Consider the following 18,817-nt stretch of genomic DNA (forward strand, 5'->3'; position numbering starts at 1 on the left):
GATGCCCGGCCTTTCAAGTGGACCAAGACCGCCGACCAGATCCTCGACCGCATCTGCCGCTACTGCTCACGCATCTCCGAACCAGATCACTAGGAGGTCGTCCACACCGGCCGTGAACCGCCGACTCGTCCGCCGAGCCCCGAGGTGGGAGACCTCCTGGGGCTCGGCGGCGGTGAAAGGGGCTCCTACCAGCGAACCGGCAGCCGCTCCGGTATCCGCTTCATGAACCCGGTCCGCCACACCAGTTGCCCGACCGGGACGGCCAGGTCCAGGCGGGGCATGCGGCCCAGCAGGGCCCGGATCGCGATCTCGGCGTGCTTCTTGCCCAGCGCGGTGGCCGGGCAGTAGTGCGCCCCGCCGCCGAAGGACAGATGCGTGCCCGCGTTCTGCCGGTCCAGCCGGATGGTGTGCGGGTCGTCGTACTGGGCGGGGTCGTGGTTGGCGGCCTCGACCAGGACCAGGACCAGCTCGCCCCTGGCCACCGTGACGTCACCGAGCCGTACGTCGTCCAGGGCGATACGGGGCAGCCCGTCGGCGATGGACAGATTGACGCGCAGCAACTCGTCGACCGCGGCGGGGACCAGGCCGGAGTCGGCGGCCAGCCGGTCCCGGATCTCCGGGTTGACCAGTAGCGTCGTGCACATCATGGTCAGGGCGCCCATGACCGAGATCACCCCGGCGCCGAACATCGTGACCCCCACGGTCGCGAACATCTCGTCGGACACGTGGGCGTAGTCGGGGGTTCCGCGCAGCGCGGCCAGCTCACCCATCAGCCCGGTGGTGTCCGGGTCGTCCAGGCGGTCCTTCATGTAGGCGATGTCGCGGTCCCAGTTGAGCGCGGCGGCGGGGATCGGCCGCGGGCTGTTCATGAAGGCGACGTGCAGGCTGCGGTATAGGCGGTCGGCGTCCTGGAGGGGGATGCCCAGCAGACGGCAGTGCAGGCCGGTGGAGTACGGCACCGCGAAGTCCCGGCGCAGGTCGGCCGGTGCCCCCTGGGCCAGCAACCGGTCGGTCAGTTCCCCGGCGTACTCCTCCATCCAGGCGGCGTGCGTCTTGGGGTTGATCGCGCGCATCACCGCCCTGCGCAGTCCGGCCCCGGTGATGTTGCCCATGTTGTTGACGACCTCGGGCGGGATCGTCAGCGCGTACTGGCGCGGCACTCCCGGGGCGGACGTCTCCTTGAGGCTGAAGCGGTCGTCCTCCAGCACCTGCCTGCACAGGGCGTGCGAGGACACCAGCCACGCCTCGTCGCCGGCGATGGTGCGCACCCGGGTGACCGGGCGCTCCCGCAGCAGGACCGGTACCTCGTCCGGGAGGCGGTCACCCTGGGGGGAGAAGGGGAAGCCGAGCAGATCCTGGTCGGTCGCGGTGGTCACCGGTCGGCCTCCGTGCGGGTGGGCGAGATGATGCCGTGGCCCTGGTTGCGGGATGCCCGCAGCCCGTGTCCCGGCCCGTAGAGCAGGTCCGCCAACGGCAGTACCTGGTGGTAGCAGTTGAGCGACGAGGCGACGTCGAAGATCGCCGGGGAATCGATGAACAGCGGCAACTCGGCAAGGATGTAGCGGGTGCACACCTCCCGTTGCCGGTGGGTGCTCTCCCGCCCGGTGACCTTGTCCTTGAGGAAACGATCCACCAGATCGGTGACCGTCATCCGCAGGACGGGGTCGTCGGCCATGAGCGTCTCCAGCCAATGGCTCAGGCGCCGGTACTCCGGCCGCCCGGTCAGCGCGGACACCGGCTGCGCCCGCACCCGGGCACCGTCCGGATCGGCGTCCAGGGCCGCGGCCGCGACCTTGGCACGCACTCCGCGCAGATTCTTGACCGCCTTGCGGCGGGCGTCGTCCGGCGCGTAGCCCAACGCCTCGTACATGTCGGCGACATACAGATCGGTATAGACGATGTCGACCCGGGCGAAGCGTTCGGCCGCCCAGTGCGCCAGGCCGGTGACCGTGTCGGCGGTGAAGAAACCGTTGCCCGGGGACACGCCGATCACGGCGTGGTGAGCCTCTTGCTCGATGACCCGGCAATGGGAGGTGTACGGCCGCACGGCGAATACGTCAGTCGTGATGGTCGTCAAAGGGATGATCCCTCTGGAGTCACTAGTCCCAGTGGGGCACCGTGCCCCCGGTGTGGCGACTCCGTGAAGAACCTAGCCGAAAGCGTTCCCGTCACACACCATGACCGGCCAGTAACTCTGCGGAATCCGTGGATGGTTGAACTGCGCCCGCGATGCCCATGAAGAGCAGGGCGAAGTGCTCCTGCCCCCGGGCGGTGGTGATGCCGCCGATGTCCAGCTGTCAACGTAAGTTGATGCAAGCATGCTTGATTGTTTTTGATGCCCCTGCCATGCTCCCCCCCACACCGCGCCGCACACCACCGTGCCCGAGGGGAGCGATCGTGTCCGACCCGACGCCCGTGATCGACGATCTGCGCGAGGAGAGTGAGGAACTCGACGCGCTGGTGGCCCGGTTGGGTCCGGGGGAGTGGCGGATCGCCAGTCCGGCGCCCGGCTGGACGGTCGCGCACCAGGTCGCGCACCTGGCCTGGACCGACCGCGCCGCCCTGCTCGCCGTCACCGACGAGGACGGCTTCCGGGGTCTGGTGGAGCAGGCCCTCGCCGCGCCCGACCGGTACGTCGACGACGGTGCCGAAGAGGGCGCCCGGCAGGATCCGGACGGGCTGCTGGCCGCCTGGCGGGAGGGCCGGACCGCCCTCGAGGAGGCGCTGCGCCGGGCGGCTCCCGGCGCCCGGTTCCCCTGGTACGGGCCGCCGATGGCCGTCGCCTCCATGGCCACCGCCCGCCTGATGGAGACCTGGGCGCACGGCCTGGACATCGCGGACGCGATCGGCGTCGTGCGCCCGCCCACCGACCGCCTCCGGCACGTCGCCCGCATCGGCGTCCGCGCCCGGGACTTCGCCTACGCCGCCCACGGACTGACCCCGCCCGACGGGCAGTTCCGCGTCGAACTCACCGGCCCGGGCGGCGACGTATGGGCGTACGGCCCCGAGGACGCCCCGCAGCGCGTCACCGGTCCCGCGCTCGACTTCTGCCTGCTCGCCACCCAGCGCGCCCACCGCGCCGACCTCGCCCTCACCGCCGAGGGCCCGGACGCCGACCGCTGGCTGGACATCGCCCAGGCCTTCGCCGGACCACCGGGAGCCGGGCGGAAGCCCAAGGGGACGAAGGGGGCGGCACGGTGAGCGTGGTGCGCGTCGGCAACGCCTCCGGCTTCTACGGCGACCGCTTCGACGCCATGCGCGAGATGCTCACCGACGGCCCCCTCGACGTCCTCACCGGCGACTACCTCGCCGAACTGACCATGCTCATCCTGGGCCGCGACCGGCTCAAGGACCCGGACGCCGGGTACGCCCGCACCTTCCTGCGGCAACTGGAGGAGTGCCTCGGACTCGCCCACGACCGGGGCGTCAAGATCGTCAGCAACGCCGGCGGACTCAATCCCGCCGGACTCGCCGACGCCGTACGCACCCTCGCCGACCGCCTCGGCATCCCCGTACGGGTCGCGCACGTCGAGGGCGACGACCTCACCGCCGCCCACCCGGGAACCCTGGCCGCGCACGCCTACCTCGGCGGCTTCGGCATCGCGGAGTGCCTGCGCAACGGCGCCGACGTCGTCGTCACCGGACGCGTCACCGACGCCGCCCTCGTCACCGGGCCCGCCGCCGCGCACTTCGGCTGGGCGCCCACGGAGTACGACCGGCTCGCGGGCGCGGTCGTCGCCGGGCACCTGCTGGAGTGCGGGGCGCAGACGACCGGCGGCAACTACGCGTTCTTCCGGGACGGCGACGTACGGCGGCCCGGCTTCCCCCTCGTCGAGATCCACGCCGACGGCACCTCGGTCATCACCAAGCACGACGGCACCGGCGGCTTCGTCGACACCGGCACGGTCACCGCCCAACTGCTGTACGAGACGGGCGCCGCCCGGTACGCGGGACCCGACGTCACCGCCCGGCTGGACACCGTACGGCTCACCCAGGACGGCCCCGACCGCGTCCGCGTCGACGGCGTGCGGGGCGAGGCGCCGCCGCCCACCCTCAAGGTCGGCCTCAACCGCCTCGGCGGCTTCCGCAACGAGGTCACCTTCGTGCTCACCGGCCTCGACATCGAGGCCAAGGCCGCGCTGGTGCGGGCGCAGTTGGAACCCGCGCTCGGCAAGGCCGCCGACGTCCGCTGGGACCTGGTCCGCACCGACCGGCCCGACGCGCCGACCGAGGAGAGCGCCAGCGCCCTGCTGCGGCTCGTCGTCCGCGACGCCGACCAGCAGGTCGTGGGGCGGGCGTTGAGCGGCGCCGCCGTCGAACTGGCCCTCGCCAGCTACCCCGGCTTCCATGTGCTGGCGCCACCCGGAAAGGGCGCGCCCTACGGGGTCTTCGAGGCCACCCACGTCCCCCAGGACACCGTGGACCACGTGGCCGTCCTCCACGACGGGCGCCGGGTCCCCGTGCCGGGCGCCCAGGACACCGCCGTACTGACGGACGTACCGCAACCGCCCCTGCCGCAGCCGCTCCCCCCGGGCCCCACCCGCAGCGCCCCCCTCGGCCTCGTCGCCGGCGCCCGCAGCGGCGACAAGGGCGGGAACGCCAACGTCGGCGTCTGGGCGCGCACCGACGACGCCTGGCGCTGGCTCGCGCACGAACTCACCACCGACCGCTTCCGGGAGCTGCTCCCCGAGGCCCGCGACCTGCCCGTCACCCGGCACCCGCTGCCCAACCTGCGCGCCCTCAACTTCGTCGTCGAGGGCATCCTCGGCGAGGGCGTCGCCGCCCAGCACCGCTTCGACCCGCAGGCCAAGGCGCTCGGCGAATGGCTGCGCGCCCGCCACCTGGACATCCCGGAGGTCCTGCTGTGACCGTCCCGCCGTACCTCTCGGAGGCTCCGCTGTGACCGTCCTCGCCTCCGCCCTCGACCCCGCCGCCCCCGACCACCGCGCCCACCGCGAGGCCATGCTCGCGAAACTCGCCGACCTGGACGCCGAACACGCCAAGGCGCTCGCGGGCGGCGGCGAGAAGTACGTCGCCCGGCACCGGGGGCGCGGCAAGCTCCTCGCCCGCGAGCGCATCGAGCTGCTCCTCGACCCCGACACGCCGTTCCTGGAGCTGTCCCCGCTGGCCGCCTGGGGGAGCGAGGCCCCCGGATACACCGTCGGCGCCTCGCTCGTCACCGGCATCGGCGTCGTCGAGGGCGTCGAGTGCCTGATCACCGCCAACGACCCCACCGTGCGCGGCGGCGCCAGCAACCCCTGGTCGCTGAAGAAGGCGCTGCGCGCCAACGACATCGCGCTGGCCAACCGGCTGCCCTGCATCAGCCTGGTGGAGTCCGGCGGCGCCGACCTGCCCTCCCAGAAGGAGATCTTCATCCCCGGCGGCGCGATCTTCCGGGACCTCACGCGGCTGTCGGCGGCCGGCATCCCGACGATCGCCGTCGTCTTCGGCAACTCGACCGCCGGGGGCGCCTACATCCCCGGCATGTCCGACCACGTCATCATGGTCAAGGAGCGCGCCAAGGTGTTCCTCGGCGGGCCGCCCCTGGTCAAGATGGCCACCGGCGAGGAGAGCGACGACGAGTCGCTGGGCGGCGCCGAGATGCACGCCCGCACCTCGGGCCTCGCCGACCACTTCGCCCTGGACGAGCCCGACGCCCTCCGCCAGGCCCGCCGCGTCGTCGCCCGCCTCAACCACCGCAAGGCGTACGCCGATCCGGCACCGGCCGAGCCGCCCAAGTACGACCCGGAGGAACTCCTCGGCATCGTCCCCGGCGACCTCAAGGCCCCCTTCGACCCGCGCGAGGTCATCGCCCGGATCGTCGACGCCTCCGACTTCGACGAGTTCAAGCCGCTGTACGGAACCAGCCTGACCACCGGCTGGGCCGCCCTGCACGGCTACCCGGTCGGCATCCTCGCCAACGCCCAAGGGGTGCTGTTCAGCGAGGAGTCCCAGAAGGCCGCCCAGTTCATCCAGCTCGCCAACCAGCGCGACATCCCGCTCCTCTTCCTGCACAACACCACCGGCTACATGGTCGGCAGGGAGTACGAGCAGGGCGGCATCATCAAGCACGGCGCCATGATGATCAACGCGGTCTCCAACTCCCGCGTCCCGCACCTGTCCGTCCTCATGGGGGCGTCCTACGGCGCCGGCCACTACGGCATGTGCGGCCGCGCCTACGACCCGCGCTTCCTCTTCGCCTGGCCCAGCGCCAAGTCCGCCGTCATGGGCCCGCAACAGCTCGCCGGCGTCCTCTCCATCGTCGCCCGCCAGTCGGCCGCCGCGAAGGGGCAGCCGTACGACGACGAGGGCGACGCCGCGCTGCGCGCCATGGTGGAGCAGCAGATCGAGTCCGAGTCGCTGCCCAAGTTCCTCTCCGGGCGGCTCTACGACGACGGCGTCATCGACCCGCGCGACACCCGCACCGTCCTCGGCCTGTGCCTGTCCGCCCTCCACACCGCCCCCTACGAGGGCGCGCGCGGCGGCTTCGGCGTCTTCCGGATGTGAGGGAACCCACTGTGGCCACCACTGTGACAAGCGAGGGAAACACCGTGATCGGTACCGTCCTCGTCGCCAACCGCGGCGAGATCGCCTGCCGGATCTTCCGCACCTGCCGCGAGTCCGGAATCCGGACCGTCGCCGTGCACTCGGACGCCGACGAGAACGCCCTCCACGCGCGCGTGGCCGACGCGGCCGTACGCCTGCCGGGCGCCGCCTCCGCCGACACGTACCTGCGCGGCGACCTGATCGTGAAGGCCGCGCTCGCCGCCGGCGCCGACGCCGTCCACCCCGGCTACGGCTTCCTCTCGGAGAACGCCGGCTTCGCCCGCGCCGTCCTCGACGCCGGGCTGACCTGGATCGGGCCGCCGCCGGAGGCCATCGAGGCGATGGCGTCCAAGACCCGCGCCAAGGAACTGATGGGCATCGCCCCCCTGGGCGAGGTCACCGAGGCCGACCTGCCCGTGCTGGTCAAGGCGGCAGCGGGCGGCGGCGGACGCGGCATGCGCGTCGTCCGGCGCCTCGCCGACCTCGATGCCGAACTGACCGCCGCCCGCGCGGAGGCGGCGAGCGCCTTCGGCGACGGCGAGGTCTTCGTCGAGCCGTATGTCGAGAACGGCCGCCACGTCGAGGTGCAGATCCTCGCCGACACCCACGGCACGGTCTGGGCGCTCGGCACCCGCGACTGCTCCCTCCAGCGCCGCCACCAGAAGGTGATCGAGGAGGCCCCGGCACCGGGCCTCACCGAGGACCTGGAGCGCGAACTGCACACCCTGGCCGTACGCGCCGCCCGCGCCGTCGACTACGTCGGCGCCGGAACGGTCGAGTTCCTCGTCGCCGACGGTAAAGCGCACTTCCTGGAGATGAACACCCGCCTCCAGGTCGAACACCCCGTCACGGAGGCGGTCTTCGGCGTCGACCTCGTCGCCCTCCAACTCCGGATCGCCGAAGGACACGCCCTCGAAAGCGACCCCCCACGCGCGCGTGGCCACGCCGTCGAGGCCCGCCTGTACGCCGAGGACCCCGCGCACGGCTGGGCCCCGCAGACCGGCCGCCTGCACCGCCTCACCGTGCCCGACGGCATCCGCCTGGACACCGGCTACACCGACGGCGACGACATCGGCGTCCACTACGACCCGATGCTCGCCAAGGCCGTCGCCCACGCCCCCACCCGCGCGGAGGCCGTCCGCCGCCTCGCCGGCGCGCTGGAACGGGCGGCCGTCCACGGCCCGGTCACCAACCGCGACCTCCTCGTCCGCTCCCTGCGCCACGAGGAGTTCACCTCCGCCCGCATGGACACCGGCTTCTACGACCGCCACCTGGCCGCCCTCACCGAGTCCGCCCCCGACCCCCTCGCCCCGCTCGCCGCCGCCCTCGCCGACGCGAGCGCCCACCCGGGCCGCTTCGGCGGCTGGCGCAACCTGCCCTCGCAGCCCCAGGTCAAGCGGTACGTCCTCGCGGGCGAGGAACACGAGGTCCGCTACCACCACACCCGTACCGGCCTCACGGCGGACGGCGTACGCGTCGTACACGCCGACGCCCGCCTGGTCGTCCTCGAGACCGACGGCGTACGACGCCGCTACGAGGTCGCCCGCTACGGCGACCGCGTCCACGTCAACACCACCGCCCTCACCGTCCCGCCCCGCTTCCCCGACCCCACCACCCAGCACGCCCCCGGCTCCCTCCTGGCCCCCATGCCCGGCACGGTCGTCCGCGTCGCGGAGGGCCTGACGGAGGGCTCCGCCGTAGAGGCGGGCCAACCCCTCCTCTGGCTGGAGGCAATGAAGATGGAACACCGCATCACGGCCCCGACCAAGGGCACGCTGACGCACCTGCATGCCGTACCCGGGCAACAGGTCACGGTGGGCTCTCTACTGGCGGTGGTGGAAGAAACCTAAGGGGCGCGGGGAACTGCGCGACCAGCCACGACGCACTCGCACCCGAAGGAGCACAGTGATGACCACCCTCCTCGAATCCGACGAGCACAAGTCACTCCGAGCCGCCGTAGCCACCCTCGGCACCCGCCACGGCCGCACCCACGACCGAGACGCCCTCTGGGCCGAGGCCGGCAAACTCGGCTACCTCGGCGTCAACCTCCCCGAGGCCTACGGAGGCGGCGGCGCCGGCATCACCGAACTCTCCATCGTCCTCGAAGAGCTGGGCGCCGCAGGATGCCCGCTCCTGATGCTGGTCGTCTCCCCGGCCATCTGCGGCAACATCATCGCCCGCTTCGGCACCGACGAACAGAAACAGACCTGGCTCCCCGGCATAGCCGACGGCACCCGCCTCATGGCCTTCGGCATCACCGAACCCGACGCCGGCTCCAACAGCCACCGCATCACCACCACCGCCCGCCGCGACGGCGCCACCGGCGACTGGCTCCTCACCGGCCGCAAGGTCTTCATCAGCGGCGTCGACATCGCCGACGCCACCCTGATCGTGGGCCGCACCGAGGACGCCCGCACCGGCAAGCTCAAGCCCTGCCTGTTCATCGTCCCCCGCGACACCCCCGGCTTCGAGCGCCGGCAGCTCGACATGGAACTGCACGCCACCGAGAAGCAGTTCGAGCTGACCCTCGACGACGTACGACTGCCCGCCGACGCGCTCGTCGGCGACGAGGACGCCGGCCTCCTCCAGCTCTTCGCCGGCCTCAACCCCGAGCGCATCATGACGGCGGCCTTCGGCATCGGCATCGGCCGCTATGCGCTCACCCGCGCCCTCGAGTACGCCCGCGAACGCACCGTCTGGAAGACGCCCATCGGCGCCCACCAGGCCATCGCCCACCCCCTCGCCCAGGCGCACATCGACCTCGAACTCTCCCGCCTGATGATGCAGAAGGCCGCGCACCTCTACGACGCCGGTGACGACATGGGCGCGGGCGAGGCCGCCAACATGGCCAAGTACGCGGCCGGGGAGGCCTGCGTGAAGGCCGTCGACCAGGCCGTGCACACCCTCGGCGGCAACGGCCTCACGCGCGAGTTCGGGCTTGCCTCGCTGATCACGGCGGCGCGAGTCGCCCGTATCGCCCCGGTGAGCAGGGAGATGATTCTCAACTACGTCTCCCACCAGACCCTGGGCCTGCCCAAGTCGTACTAGGGAACGCCCAAGTCGTACCAGCCCGCCTTGGAGGAACCGTGTTCCGCAGCCAGTACGCCGACGTCCCACCCGTCGACCTGCCCATCCACGAGGCCGTGCTCGGCCGGGCCGCCGCCTTCGGGGACGCGCCGGCGCTGATCGACGGCACCGACGGCACCACCCTCACGTACGAGCAGGTGGACCGGTTCCACCGGCGCGTCGCCGCCGCCCTCGCCGAGGCCGGGGTGCGCAAGGGCGACGTCCTCGCCCTGCACAGCCCCAACACCGTCGCCTTCCCGCTCGCCTTCTACGCCGCCACCCGCGCGGGCGCCTCGGTCACCACCGTGCACCCGCTCGCCACGGCGGACGAGTTCGCCAAGCAGCTGAGCGACTCGCGGGCCCGCTGGATCGTCACCGTCTCACCGCTCCTCGACACCGCCCGCCGGGCCGCCGAACTCGCGGGCGGCGTCCAGGAGATCCTGGTGTGCGACAGCGCGCCCGGCCACCGCTCCCTCATCGACATGCTGGCCTCGACCGCCCCCGAACCCCGGATCGCGATCGACCCCGCCGAGGACGTCGCCGCGCTGCCGTACTCCTCCGGCACCACCGGCACCCCCAAGGGCGTGATGCTCACCCACCGCCAGATCGCCACCAACCTCGCCCAGCTCGAACCGCTGATGCCGGCCGCCCCCGGCGACCGCGTCCTCGCCGTACTGCCCTTCTTCCACATCTACGGCCTCACCGCCCTGATGAACGCCCCGCTGCGGCTCGGCGCCACCGTCGTCGTACTGCCCCGCTTCGACCTGGAGCAGTTCCTCGCCGCCATCCAGAACCACCGCATCACCGGCCTGTACGTCGCCCCGCCGATCGTCCTGGCCCTCGCGAAGCACCCCCTGGTCGCCGACTACGACCTCTCGTCCCTCAAGTACATCGTCAGCGCCGCCGCCCCCCTGGACGCCCAGCTCGCCGCCGCCTGCTCGCAGCGGCTCGGCCTGCCGCCCGTCGGCCAGGCGTACGGAATGACCGAACTCTCCCCGGGCACCCACGTCGTCCCCCTGGACGCCATGGCCGACGCGCCGCCCGGCAGCGTCGGCAAGCTGATCGCCGGGACCGAGATGCGCATCGTCTCCCTCACCGACCCCGGCAAGGACCTTCCCCCCGGCGAGTCCGGCGAGATCCTCATCCGCGGCCCCCAGATCATGAAGGGCTACCTGGGCCGCCCCGACGCCACCGCCGCCATGATCGACGAGGACGGCTGGCTGCACACCGGCGACGTCGGACACGCCGACTCCGACGGCTGGCTCTTCGTCGTCGACCGCGTCAAGGAACTGATCAAGTACAAGGGCTTCCAGGTGGCCCCCGCCGAACTGGAGGCCCTCCTGCTCACCCACCCCGGAGTCGCCGACACCGCCGTCATCGGCACGTACAACGACGACGGCAACGAAGTACCGCACGCCTACGTCGTGCGCCAGCCCACCGCACCCGGCCTCTCGGAGGGCGAGATCATGATGTACGTCGCCGAACGCGTCGCCCCCTACAAGCGCGTCCGCCGGGTCACCTTCATCGACGCCGTGCCCAGGGCCGCCAGCGGCAAGATCCTGCGCCGGGAACTGCGAGGCACCGAGTGACCCTGATCGGCCGCACCCGCGAACGCGGCGTCGAGACCCTCACCCTCGACTCCCCGCACAACCGCAACGCCCTGTCCGCCGCCCTCGTCGGCGACCTGGCCGCCGCCCTCACCGAGGCGGGCCGGGACCCCGGCGTCCGCGCCGTCGTCCTCACCCACACCGGCACCACCTTCAGCGCCGGCGCCGACCTGCGCGACCCGCCCGACCCGGACACGCTGGTCGGGCTCTTCCGGCAGATCGCCGAGCTGCCCAAACCGGTCGTCGCCCGCGTCACCGGCCACGTCCGCGCGGGCGGCCTCGGCCTCCTCGCCGCCTGCGACATCTCGGCGGCCTCCCACGACTCCACGTTCGCCTTCACCGAGGTCCGCATCGGCGTGGCGCCCGCCGTCATCTCCCTCACCCTGCTGCCGCGCACCGACCCCCGCGCCCTCGCCCGCTACTACCTCACCGGCGAGCGCTTCGACGCCGCCGAGGCCGCCCGCACCGGCCTGGTCACGGCGGCGGGCGACGACGTGGACGCCGTACTCGCGCCCGTCCTCGACGGTGTGCGCCGTGCCTCACCGCAGGGCCTGGCCGAGACGAAGCGGCTGCTCACGGCTAGGGTGCTGGAGGCCTTCGACCGGGACGCGGCCGACCTGACCGCGCTCTCGGCCCGGCTGTTCGCCTCCCCGCAGGCCCGCGAGGGGATGACGGCCTTCCTCGAACGACGGGATCCCGAATGGGTGGTGTGAGCGGCGCTGCGAACACGGCCGACCGCACGGAGCGCGTGCCCAAGCAGGACCGCAGCCGGGCCACCCGGCAGCGCCTCCTGGAAGCCGCCGTGGCCTGCCTCGCCGAACGCGGCTGGGCGGGCTCCACGGTCTCCGTCGTCGCCGAACACGCCGGCGTCTCCCGCGGCGCCGCCCAGCACCACTTCCCGACCCGCGAGGACCTCTTCACCGCGGCCGTGGAGTACGTCGCCGAGGAACGCTCCCTCGCGCTGCGCGCCCTCTTCCCCGAAGGCGCGGCGGCCGGCGACCGCCGGGCCGTGGTCGCCGCGCTGGTCGACCTCTACACCGGCCCGCTCTTCCGCGCCGCCCTCCACCTGTGGGTGGCCGCCTCCAACGAGGAGCAGCTGCGCGGCCGGGTCACCGAGCTGGAGGCCCGCGTCGGCCGCGAGAGCCACCGCACAGCCGTCGACCTCCTCGGCGCCGACGAGACCCGCCCCGGCGTCCGGGAAACCGTCCAGGGCCTCCTCGACATGGCCCGCGGCCTGGGCCTCGCCAACCTCCTCACCGACGACCGGGCCCGGCGGGAACGGGTGGTCGACCAGTGGGCCCGGCTGCTGGCCGAGGAACTGGACTGACATGGGGGACCGGTTCCAGGTCGTCGTCGACCTCGACGCCGACGCGAGCGACGCCGAACCGCTGGCCCGGCGCGTGCTGGACCTGCTCGTCGCGGAGGGCGTCGTCCTCGCCGAGCGCACCCCCTGCGTCCCCGGGCAGCCCCTGGGCCACCCGCCCGGCCCGCACTGGGAGCGCGCGGTGACCGACGACTGGGACTTCGCGCCCTCGGACGGACTCGCCGTCCACACCCGGCGCACCGGCTTCACCAGCGGCGCCGACCTGCCCGGCGCGGCCCTGTGCCCGCACTGCGGCATCCCCACCGCGCTGGACGACGGCCCGCAGTGGCAGCGCTTCGACACCGCCATGCGGACCTGGCACGAGACGGGCGCGGCGGCGGTCCACTGCCCGGCCTGCGCCACGGCCGCCCCCGTCCAGCACTGGACCTGGGACGAGGCACCACTCGCCCTCGGCCACCTCGGCTTCGAGTTCTGGAACTGGCCCGACCTCACCGACGCCTTCCGCGCCCGCGTCACCGCCCTCCTGGACGGCCACCGCACGGCGTACGTCTGGGGCAAGCTCTAGGCCGGCCGGTCACGGACTGAGCCGCTCCACCCGCCAGCTCCCGTCCGCCTCGGCCACGTACCGCAGCCGGTCGTGCAGCCGGTTCTCCCGCCCCTGCCAGAACTCGACCTCCCGCGGTGCCACTCGGAAGCCGCCCCAGTGCGGCGGCACCGGCACCTGCTCGCCCCGCGGGTAGCGCTCCGCCAGCCCGGCGTACGCGGCGTCCAGCTCGTCCCGGCCCGCCACCACCGACGACTGCGCGCTGGCCCAGGCCCCCAGCTGGGAGCCGTGCGGCCGGGTCCGGAAGTACGCGGCGGTCTCGTCCCGCCCGGTACGCCGCGCCACCCCCGTCACGATCACCTGCCGGGCCATCGGATGCCAGGGGAACAGCAGCGAGACGTACGGGTTCGAGCCCAGCTCGCGGCCCTTGCGGGAGCCGTAGTTGGTGTAGAAGACGAAGCCCTGCTCGTCGAAGTGCTTCAGCAGCACCGTGCGGGAGCTGGGCCGCCCCTCGGCGTCGGCGGTGGAGACGACCATCGCGTTCGGCTCGAACAGGCCGCCCTCCATGGCGGCCTGCTTGAACCAGCGCGCGAACTGCTCGACGGGGCCGGCGGCCAGCTCGGACTCGGCAAGCCCCTCGGCCCGGTACTGCTTGCGCATCGAGGCGAGATCGAAGGGGACGGCATCGCGGTCGGTCACACCGGCCATCCTGCCGTATCCGCGGTGTCCTTCGTCACTGACTGGCACTGAGTGCCGCAACCCCTCCCCGCGGTTGACACTCGGAGATATCGTGCTGGTCCCGGCGCGGTTGGACGAACGGCCGTACGGGGCCATCACAGGGGTGACCGCAGAACGAGGACCGCGAGTCGTGCGCGCGACCGTGGATCCGGTGGACCCGATGAAGCCGACGGGTCGGTCACCACACATCTACGTCACGAGGAGCCGCCTGATGTCCGACTTCGTACCCGGGCTAGAGGGAGTCGTCGCGTTCGAGACGGAGATCGCCGAACCCGACAAGGAGGGCGGCGCCCTCCGCTACCGCGGCGTCGACATCGAGGACCTGGTCGGGCACGTGTCCTACGGGAACGTCTGGGGCCTGCTCGTCGACGGCGCCTTCAACCCCGGCCTGCCGCCCGCCGAGCCCTTCCCCATCCCGGTCCACTCCGGCGACATCCGCGTGGACGTCCAGTCCGCGCTCGCCATGCTCGCGCCGGTCTGGGGCCTCAAACCCCTCCTGGACATCGACGCCGAGCAGGCCCGCGCCGACCTCGCCCGCGCCGCCGTGATGGCCCTCTCCTACGTCGCCCAGTCGGCCCGCGGCCAGGGCCTGCCCATGGTCCCGCAGCGCGAGATCGACAAGGCCCAGTCCGTCGTCGAACGCTTCATGATCCGCTGGCGCGGCGAGCCCGACCCCAAGCACGTCGCCGCCGTCGACGCCTACTGGACCTCCGCCGCCGAGCACGGCATGAACGCCTCCACCTTCACCGCCCGCGTCATCGCCTCCACCGGCGCCGACGTGGCCGCCGCCCTCTCCGGCGCCGTGGGGGCCATGTCGGGCCCGCTGCACGGCGGCGCCCCCTCCCGCGTCCTCGGCATGATCGAGGAGATCGAGCGCACCGGCGACGCCGAGGCGTACGTCAAGAAGACCCTCGACGCGGGCGAACGCCTCATGGGCTTCGGCCACCGCGTCTACCGCGCCGAGGACCCCCGCGCCCGCGTCCTGCGCCGCACCGCCCGCGAACTGGGCGCCCCGCGCTACGAGGTCGCCGAGGCCCTGGAGAAGGCCGCCCTCGCCGAACTCCACGCCCGCCGCCCCGACCGCGTCCTGGCCACCAACGTCGAGTTCTGGGCCGCCATCATGCTGGACTTCGCCGAGGTCCCGGCCCACATGTTCACCTCGATGTTCACCTGCGCCCGCACGGCCGGCTGGTCCGCCCACATCCTCGAACAGAAGCGCACCGGCCGCCTGGTCCGCCCCTCCGCCCGCTACGTCGGCCCGGGCCCCCGCGACCCGCACACCATCGAAGGCTCCGACACCCTCACGACCTGACCGCCCCGAAAACGCAGCGACCCGCGAGTCTGGTTCCTCCAGCGGAGGAGCCGGCCGGACGTACCGGCGACTCGCGGGTCGGGTGACTGCGATGGTTTGGCCGGCTGCGTGTATCTCGCACACGCTGGTCCGGCACCGCACAGGATGTGGTGACGGGCCGCTAGCCCGCAGCCACCTCACGCGTCCGGTTGTCATACATTCTCCGGATCACCTCCTTTCGGTGTGGGGCCCACACTAGGAACGAGTGGCGCCTCGATCAATCGGTTTTTCGAGTCGATTCCCTGTCGATCACCCATGGACGCGTCTTCGCTGGTCACCTACCGTTCCGCCCATGACGAAGCGACAGGGGGAGCCGTCGGTGAGGCGGGCGATAGGCAGTGGTTCGGTGTTCGAGGAGCGGATCGGGTACGCGCGGGCCGTCGTCGACGGGGACCGGGTGCACGTGTCCGGGACGACCGGGTTCGACTACGCGGCGATGACCATCTCCGAGGACGTGGTGGAGCAGGCGGGGCAGTGTCTGCGGAACGTCGGGGCGGCGCTGGCCGAGGCGGGGTGCACGTTCGCGGACGTGGTGCGGGTGCGGTACCTGCTGCCCGCGCGGGAGGACTTCGAGCCGTGCTGGCCCGTGCTGAGGGAGGCGTTCGGGGAGGTGCGGCCGGCCGCGACGATGATGGTGTGCGGGCTCGCGGACGACCGGATGCGGATCGAGATCGAGGTGGACGCGCGGCGCGCGCCGGTCGGTCCCGGCGCCGGGCTGCGGATCGCGGCCGTCGACGGGGACGCGATGGTCCAGGAGTGGCGGTACGTCCACAACGAGATCGTGCCGCCCGCCGCGATGACCCCGGACGAGGCGCGCGAGCGCGCGCGGCGGTACCGGCTGGAGAACGCCTACCTCGGGGACACGCTCGTCGGCTGCTCCACGGTGCGTCCGCCCGGGGGCGAGGGGCGGGTGGCGACCGTGATCGCGCGGGTGCTGCCCGCGTTCCGGGGGCGCGGCATCGGTACCGCGCTCTACGAGGCGGGTCTCGCGCACGCGCGGGGGCTCGGCGCGCGGGCGGTGGAGACCGTGGTGCTGGCGGCGAACGCCGACGGGTTGCGGTTCGCCGCGGGGCGTGGGTTCGTGGAACGGGAGCGGTACGTCCTCGACGGCGAGCGCGACGAGTGGGTCGATCTGAGACTCGCCGACCCCGCGTCATGACCGTCATGACGGGGGCGTATGCCGAGTTTCCGCAGTACAACGATTTCTGCAATCTTGCGGGAACTCGGTGTGTGCTGCATCACGTTCGAGTTGAATGAAGGCCAGTGAGCGAACCGACGTACCGTACGGCGGACGCAGCCTGCAGGGGGTCCAGGTGAGTGCTTCCCGGCGTAGTGGGACCACCGACGAGCTGGGGCCGGACGAGCCGGAGCAGCCCGAGCGGGACGGCGCGGACCTGTTGGCCGCGCTCCTCGACGGGATGGACGCGGCCCTGTGCGCCTTCGACGCGGACGGCGTGGTCACCCACTGGAACCGCGAGGCGGAGCGGATCCTGGGCTGGAGCGCGGCCGAGGCCGTGGGGCGGCAGGGCTTCGCCGGATGGGCCGTGCGCAGCGCGGACGCCGGTGAGGTGGAGGACCGGCTGCTGTCCGCGATGCGGGCGCCGGGGCGGCAGGTGCACGAGTTCGCGCTGCTGACCAAGGACGGCGGGCGGGTGCTGGTGCGCACCCAGTCGGCGGCGGTGCGCGGCGCCGACGGGAAGCCCGCGGGGGTGTACTGCGCGTTCAGCGAGGTGCACGCGCAGATCGATCTGGAGCGGTCCATCGCGCTGAGCGAGGCGCTGCTGGAGGACGCGAGCTGGGGTGTCGTCCTGGTGGACGCGGATCTGCGCCCCGCCGTGGTCAACGCGCACGCGGCACGCGCGCTGGGTGCCGGGCGCACCTCGGTGCTGGGGCGGCCGCTCGGCGATCTGCTCGTCCAGGGCGTGGAGGATCTGGAGAACGCGCTGACGCACGTCCTGGCGGAGGGCGCGCCGCCCGGACCCGCCGAGGTGTGGGTGGGGCTGCGGACGCCGGAGGGGGAGCGGCGCCGGTGCTGGCGCAGCGGGTTCGTGCGGCTGGCGTCGCCGCTGGCGGAGGAGCCGGTGCCGCTGGGCGTGGGCTGGCTGTTCCAGGACATCACCGAGGCCAAGCAGGCCGAGCAGGAGGCGGCGCTGCTGCGGTTCCGGGCCAATCAGCTGCACCGGGCGGCGCGGACGGCGGCGGAGTGCGAGGACGCGGCGGAGGCGGCGGTGGTCCACCTGGACTTCGCGCTCGCCGGTTTCGCCGATCACGCGCTGATCGACCGGCTGGCGGGCGGGGCCGTGGACACCGACGCGGCGGTGCCGGTCCGGCTGGTGCGGGTGGCGGCCACCCCGTCCGGTGCGCCGGGTCCGAGCCTGCCGTCGGGGACGGCCGGGATGCCGGTGCGCTACGGCGAGGGGCATCCGGCCGTGAGCTGTGTGGAGCGGGCGGGCTCGGTGCGGGCGAGCGCCGGTGCGCGGGCGCTGCCGCCCGAGAAGGTGCGGGACTGGGCGGTGGCCCGGCAGTGGCCGGCGGACACGGTGCACGGCCTGTGCGCGGTGCTGCGCAGCCGGGGCCGGACGCTGGGCGTGGTGACGTTCCTGCGGGGCGCGGGGCGGAGCGCCTTCGAGCGGTCCGACGCGATGTACGCGGAGGACGTGGCCGTCCGGATCGCGTCCGCGCTGGATCTGGCCGGTGCGGTGGAGAAGCGGTAGCGGGGTGCCCGCGCGGGCCGGCTCAGCGCCGGTAGAAGATCCGGTCCCGGTACTGGTCGAGGACGCGCCCGTTCCAGTCGTGGCCGCCGTCCACGTTGCCCGAGCGCAGCAGCGGCGGTTCGATGCCGCGGTCGGCGAGGGCGCCGGCCGCCGTGGCCATCATGGCCTGCATGAGGGCGCTGGTGACGACCGTGGAGGCGGGTGCGAAGGGCGCCGGGACGGTGTCGAGGGTGAGTTCCGCGTCCCCGACGGCGATCTTGGAGTCGAGCACGATGTCGCAGTGGTCCTTGAGGAAGGTGCCGGAGCTGTGCCGGGAGGTCGTCTCGGACGCGTACGCCACCGAGGTCACGCCGATGGTGCGGACGCCGAGGGCGCGGGCGTTCATGGCCATCTCGACGGGCAGGGCGTTGCGGCCGGACAGGGAGACGATCACCAGGGCGTCGCCCTCGCGGAGCGGGGAGGAGTCCAGTACGGCACTGGCGAGGCCGTCGACGCGTTCCAGGGCGGAGCCGAGCGTGGCCGGCATCACGTCGACGCCGACGACGCCGGGCACGGTGAGCAGGTTCATCAGGGCGAGTCCGCCGGCGCGGTAGACGACGTCCTGGGCGGCGAGGGAGGAGTGACCGGCGCCGAAGGCGAAGAGCCGGCCGCCGTGCTGGACGGTGTCGGCGAGGAGCGTGCCGGCCGCCTCGACGCTGTCCGCCTCCTCGTCGCGGACGCGTCGCAGGAGGTCGATCGCCGCGTCGAGGAACTGCCCGGCCGGCTTGCGGTCGCTCATGCGGGACCCCTTCGGTGTGCCTGTGTCGCGGATCACGGTGCGGTCTGGACCAGTGCGGTGTCAATACGGCGTGGCGGGGCCGCGCGGGCCCGGCTTCGCACCGCGAGGCACGGTTGTCAGTGGTATGCGTCAGAATTGAATGCAGGGCC

At 72.9% G+C, this 18,817-nt stretch carries 16 protein-coding genes and 1 pseudogene; 12 read left to right on the top strand and 5 right to left on the bottom strand.

Annotated features, from left to right (window positions below; all coding sequences use genetic code 11):
- Positions 1 to 185 precede the first annotated feature (185 nt).
- From ACFC1X_RS24930 to ACFC1X_RS24940, 3 genes and pseudogenes are all read right to left on the bottom strand, one after another.
- Positions 186 to 1,376 (bottom strand): cytochrome P450, encoded by a 1,191-nt coding sequence (locus ACFC1X_RS24930; RefSeq protein WP_376357107.1) that lies wholly within the window; start codon positions 1,374 to 1,376, stop codon positions 186 to 188.
- Positions 1,373 to 2,077 carry a tRNA-dependent cyclodipeptide synthase gene (locus tag ACFC1X_RS24935; RefSeq protein ID WP_376357109.1) on the bottom strand — a complete coding sequence of 235 codons (705 nt, stop codon included), beginning with the start codon at positions 2,075 to 2,077 and terminating at the stop codon, positions 1,373 to 1,375. The genes ACFC1X_RS24930 and ACFC1X_RS24935 overlap by 4 nt, the downstream gene beginning before the upstream one ends.
- A 91-nt stretch (positions 2,078 to 2,168) precedes the next feature.
- Positions 2,169 to 2,297: pseudogene (locus ACFC1X_RS24940) on the bottom strand (oxidoreductase); the annotation flags it as partial.
- Positions 2,298 to 2,397: 100 nt separating this feature from the next.
- Between ACFC1X_RS24940 and ACFC1X_RS24945 the strand changes: the two are divergent.
- Genes ACFC1X_RS24945 through ACFC1X_RS24985 form a run of 9 tightly spaced genes read left to right on the top strand, consistent with a single transcriptional unit; the run spans position 2,398 to position 13,108 of the window.
- Positions 2,398 to 3,201: a TIGR03084 family metal-binding protein gene (locus tag ACFC1X_RS24945; protein WP_376357111.1), complete on the top strand. Its 804-nt coding sequence runs from the start codon at positions 2,398 to 2,400 to the stop codon at positions 3,199 to 3,201.
- On the top strand, positions 3,198 to 4,868 hold the full coding sequence (locus tag ACFC1X_RS24950; RefSeq protein WP_376357113.1) for an acyclic terpene utilization AtuA family protein: 1,671 nt from the start codon (positions 3,198 to 3,200) through the stop codon (positions 4,866 to 4,868). Before ACFC1X_RS24945 ends, ACFC1X_RS24950 begins: the two co-directional genes overlap by 4 nt.
- 31 nt (positions 4,869 to 4,899) lie before the next feature.
- Positions 4,900 to 6,507: an acyl-CoA carboxylase subunit beta gene (locus tag ACFC1X_RS24955; protein WP_376357115.1), complete on the top strand. Its 1,608-nt coding sequence runs from the start codon at positions 4,900 to 4,902 to the stop codon at positions 6,505 to 6,507.
- Positions 6,508 to 6,551: 44 nt separating this feature from the next.
- The gene (locus ACFC1X_RS24960; RefSeq protein WP_376357117.1) at positions 6,552 to 8,396 is read left to right on the top strand and encodes a biotin carboxylase N-terminal domain-containing protein; all 1,845 of its coding nucleotides are present in this window, start codon (positions 6,552 to 6,554) and stop codon (positions 8,394 to 8,396) included.
- A gap of 58 nt (positions 8,397 to 8,454) precedes the next feature.
- Positions 8,455 to 9,594 carry an acyl-CoA dehydrogenase family protein gene (locus tag ACFC1X_RS24965; protein ID WP_376357119.1) on the top strand — a complete coding sequence of 380 codons (1,140 nt, stop codon included), beginning with the start codon at positions 8,455 to 8,457 and terminating at the stop codon, positions 9,592 to 9,594.
- A gap of 38 nt (positions 9,595 to 9,632) precedes the next feature.
- On the top strand, positions 9,633 to 11,201 hold the full coding sequence (locus ACFC1X_RS24970; protein WP_376357120.1) for a 4-coumarate--CoA ligase family protein: 1,569 nt from the start codon (positions 9,633 to 9,635) through the stop codon (positions 11,199 to 11,201).
- The gene (locus tag ACFC1X_RS24975; protein ID WP_376357122.1) at positions 11,198 to 11,932 is read left to right on the top strand and encodes an enoyl-CoA hydratase family protein; all 735 of its coding nucleotides are present in this window, start codon (positions 11,198 to 11,200) and stop codon (positions 11,930 to 11,932) included. The genes ACFC1X_RS24970 and ACFC1X_RS24975 overlap by 4 nt, the downstream gene beginning before the upstream one ends.
- Positions 11,920 to 12,546, top strand: coding sequence for a TetR/AcrR family transcriptional regulator (locus ACFC1X_RS24980; protein ID WP_376357124.1), 627 nt, complete (start codon positions 11,920 to 11,922; stop codon positions 12,544 to 12,546). The genes ACFC1X_RS24975 and ACFC1X_RS24980 overlap by 13 nt, the downstream gene beginning before the upstream one ends.
- A 1-nt stretch (position 12,547) precedes the next feature.
- Entirely contained in the window at positions 12,548 to 13,108 is a 561-nt protein-coding gene (locus ACFC1X_RS24985) for a hypothetical protein (protein WP_376357126.1), read from the top strand.
- Positions 13,109 to 13,117: 9 nt separating this feature from the next.
- Here the strand turns inward: ACFC1X_RS24985 and pdxH are convergent, their stop codons facing one another.
- Positions 13,118 to 13,795: a pyridoxamine 5'-phosphate oxidase gene (pdxH, locus tag ACFC1X_RS24990; RefSeq protein WP_376357128.1), complete on the bottom strand. Its 678-nt coding sequence runs from the start codon at positions 13,793 to 13,795 to the stop codon at positions 13,118 to 13,120.
- 241 nt (positions 13,796 to 14,036) lie between these two features.
- Between pdxH and ACFC1X_RS24995 the strand changes: the two genes are divergently transcribed.
- From ACFC1X_RS24995 to ACFC1X_RS25005, 3 genes are all read left to right on the top strand, one after another.
- Positions 14,037 to 15,137 (top strand): citrate synthase 2, encoded by a 1,101-nt coding sequence (locus tag ACFC1X_RS24995; RefSeq protein ID WP_376357130.1) that lies wholly within the window; start codon positions 14,037 to 14,039, stop codon positions 15,135 to 15,137.
- A 331-nt stretch (positions 15,138 to 15,468) separates the two neighbouring features.
- Positions 15,469 to 16,335, top strand: a complete 867-nt coding sequence (locus tag ACFC1X_RS25000; RefSeq protein ID WP_376357132.1) for a GNAT family N-acetyltransferase — start codon at positions 15,469 to 15,471, stop codon at positions 16,333 to 16,335.
- A 94-nt stretch (positions 16,336 to 16,429) separates the two neighbouring features.
- Positions 16,430 to 17,890: a PAS domain-containing protein gene (locus ACFC1X_RS25005; protein WP_376357133.1), complete on the top strand. Its 1,461-nt coding sequence runs from the start codon at positions 16,430 to 16,432 to the stop codon at positions 17,888 to 17,890.
- 22 nt (positions 17,891 to 17,912) lie between these two features.
- On the opposite strand, the gene ACFC1X_RS25010 is transcribed toward ACFC1X_RS25005, so the two are convergent.
- Positions 17,913 to 18,668 (bottom strand): SIS domain-containing protein, encoded by a 756-nt coding sequence (locus ACFC1X_RS25010; protein ID WP_376357135.1) that lies wholly within the window; start codon positions 18,666 to 18,668, stop codon positions 17,913 to 17,915.
- Between the last annotated feature and the right edge of the window lie 149 nt (positions 18,669 to 18,817).

It is taken from the genome of Streptomyces sp. NPDC056128 (assembly GCF_042263835.1).
In the GTDB taxonomy this organism is placed as follows: domain Bacteria; phylum Actinomycetota; class Actinomycetes; order Streptomycetales; family Streptomycetaceae; genus Streptomyces.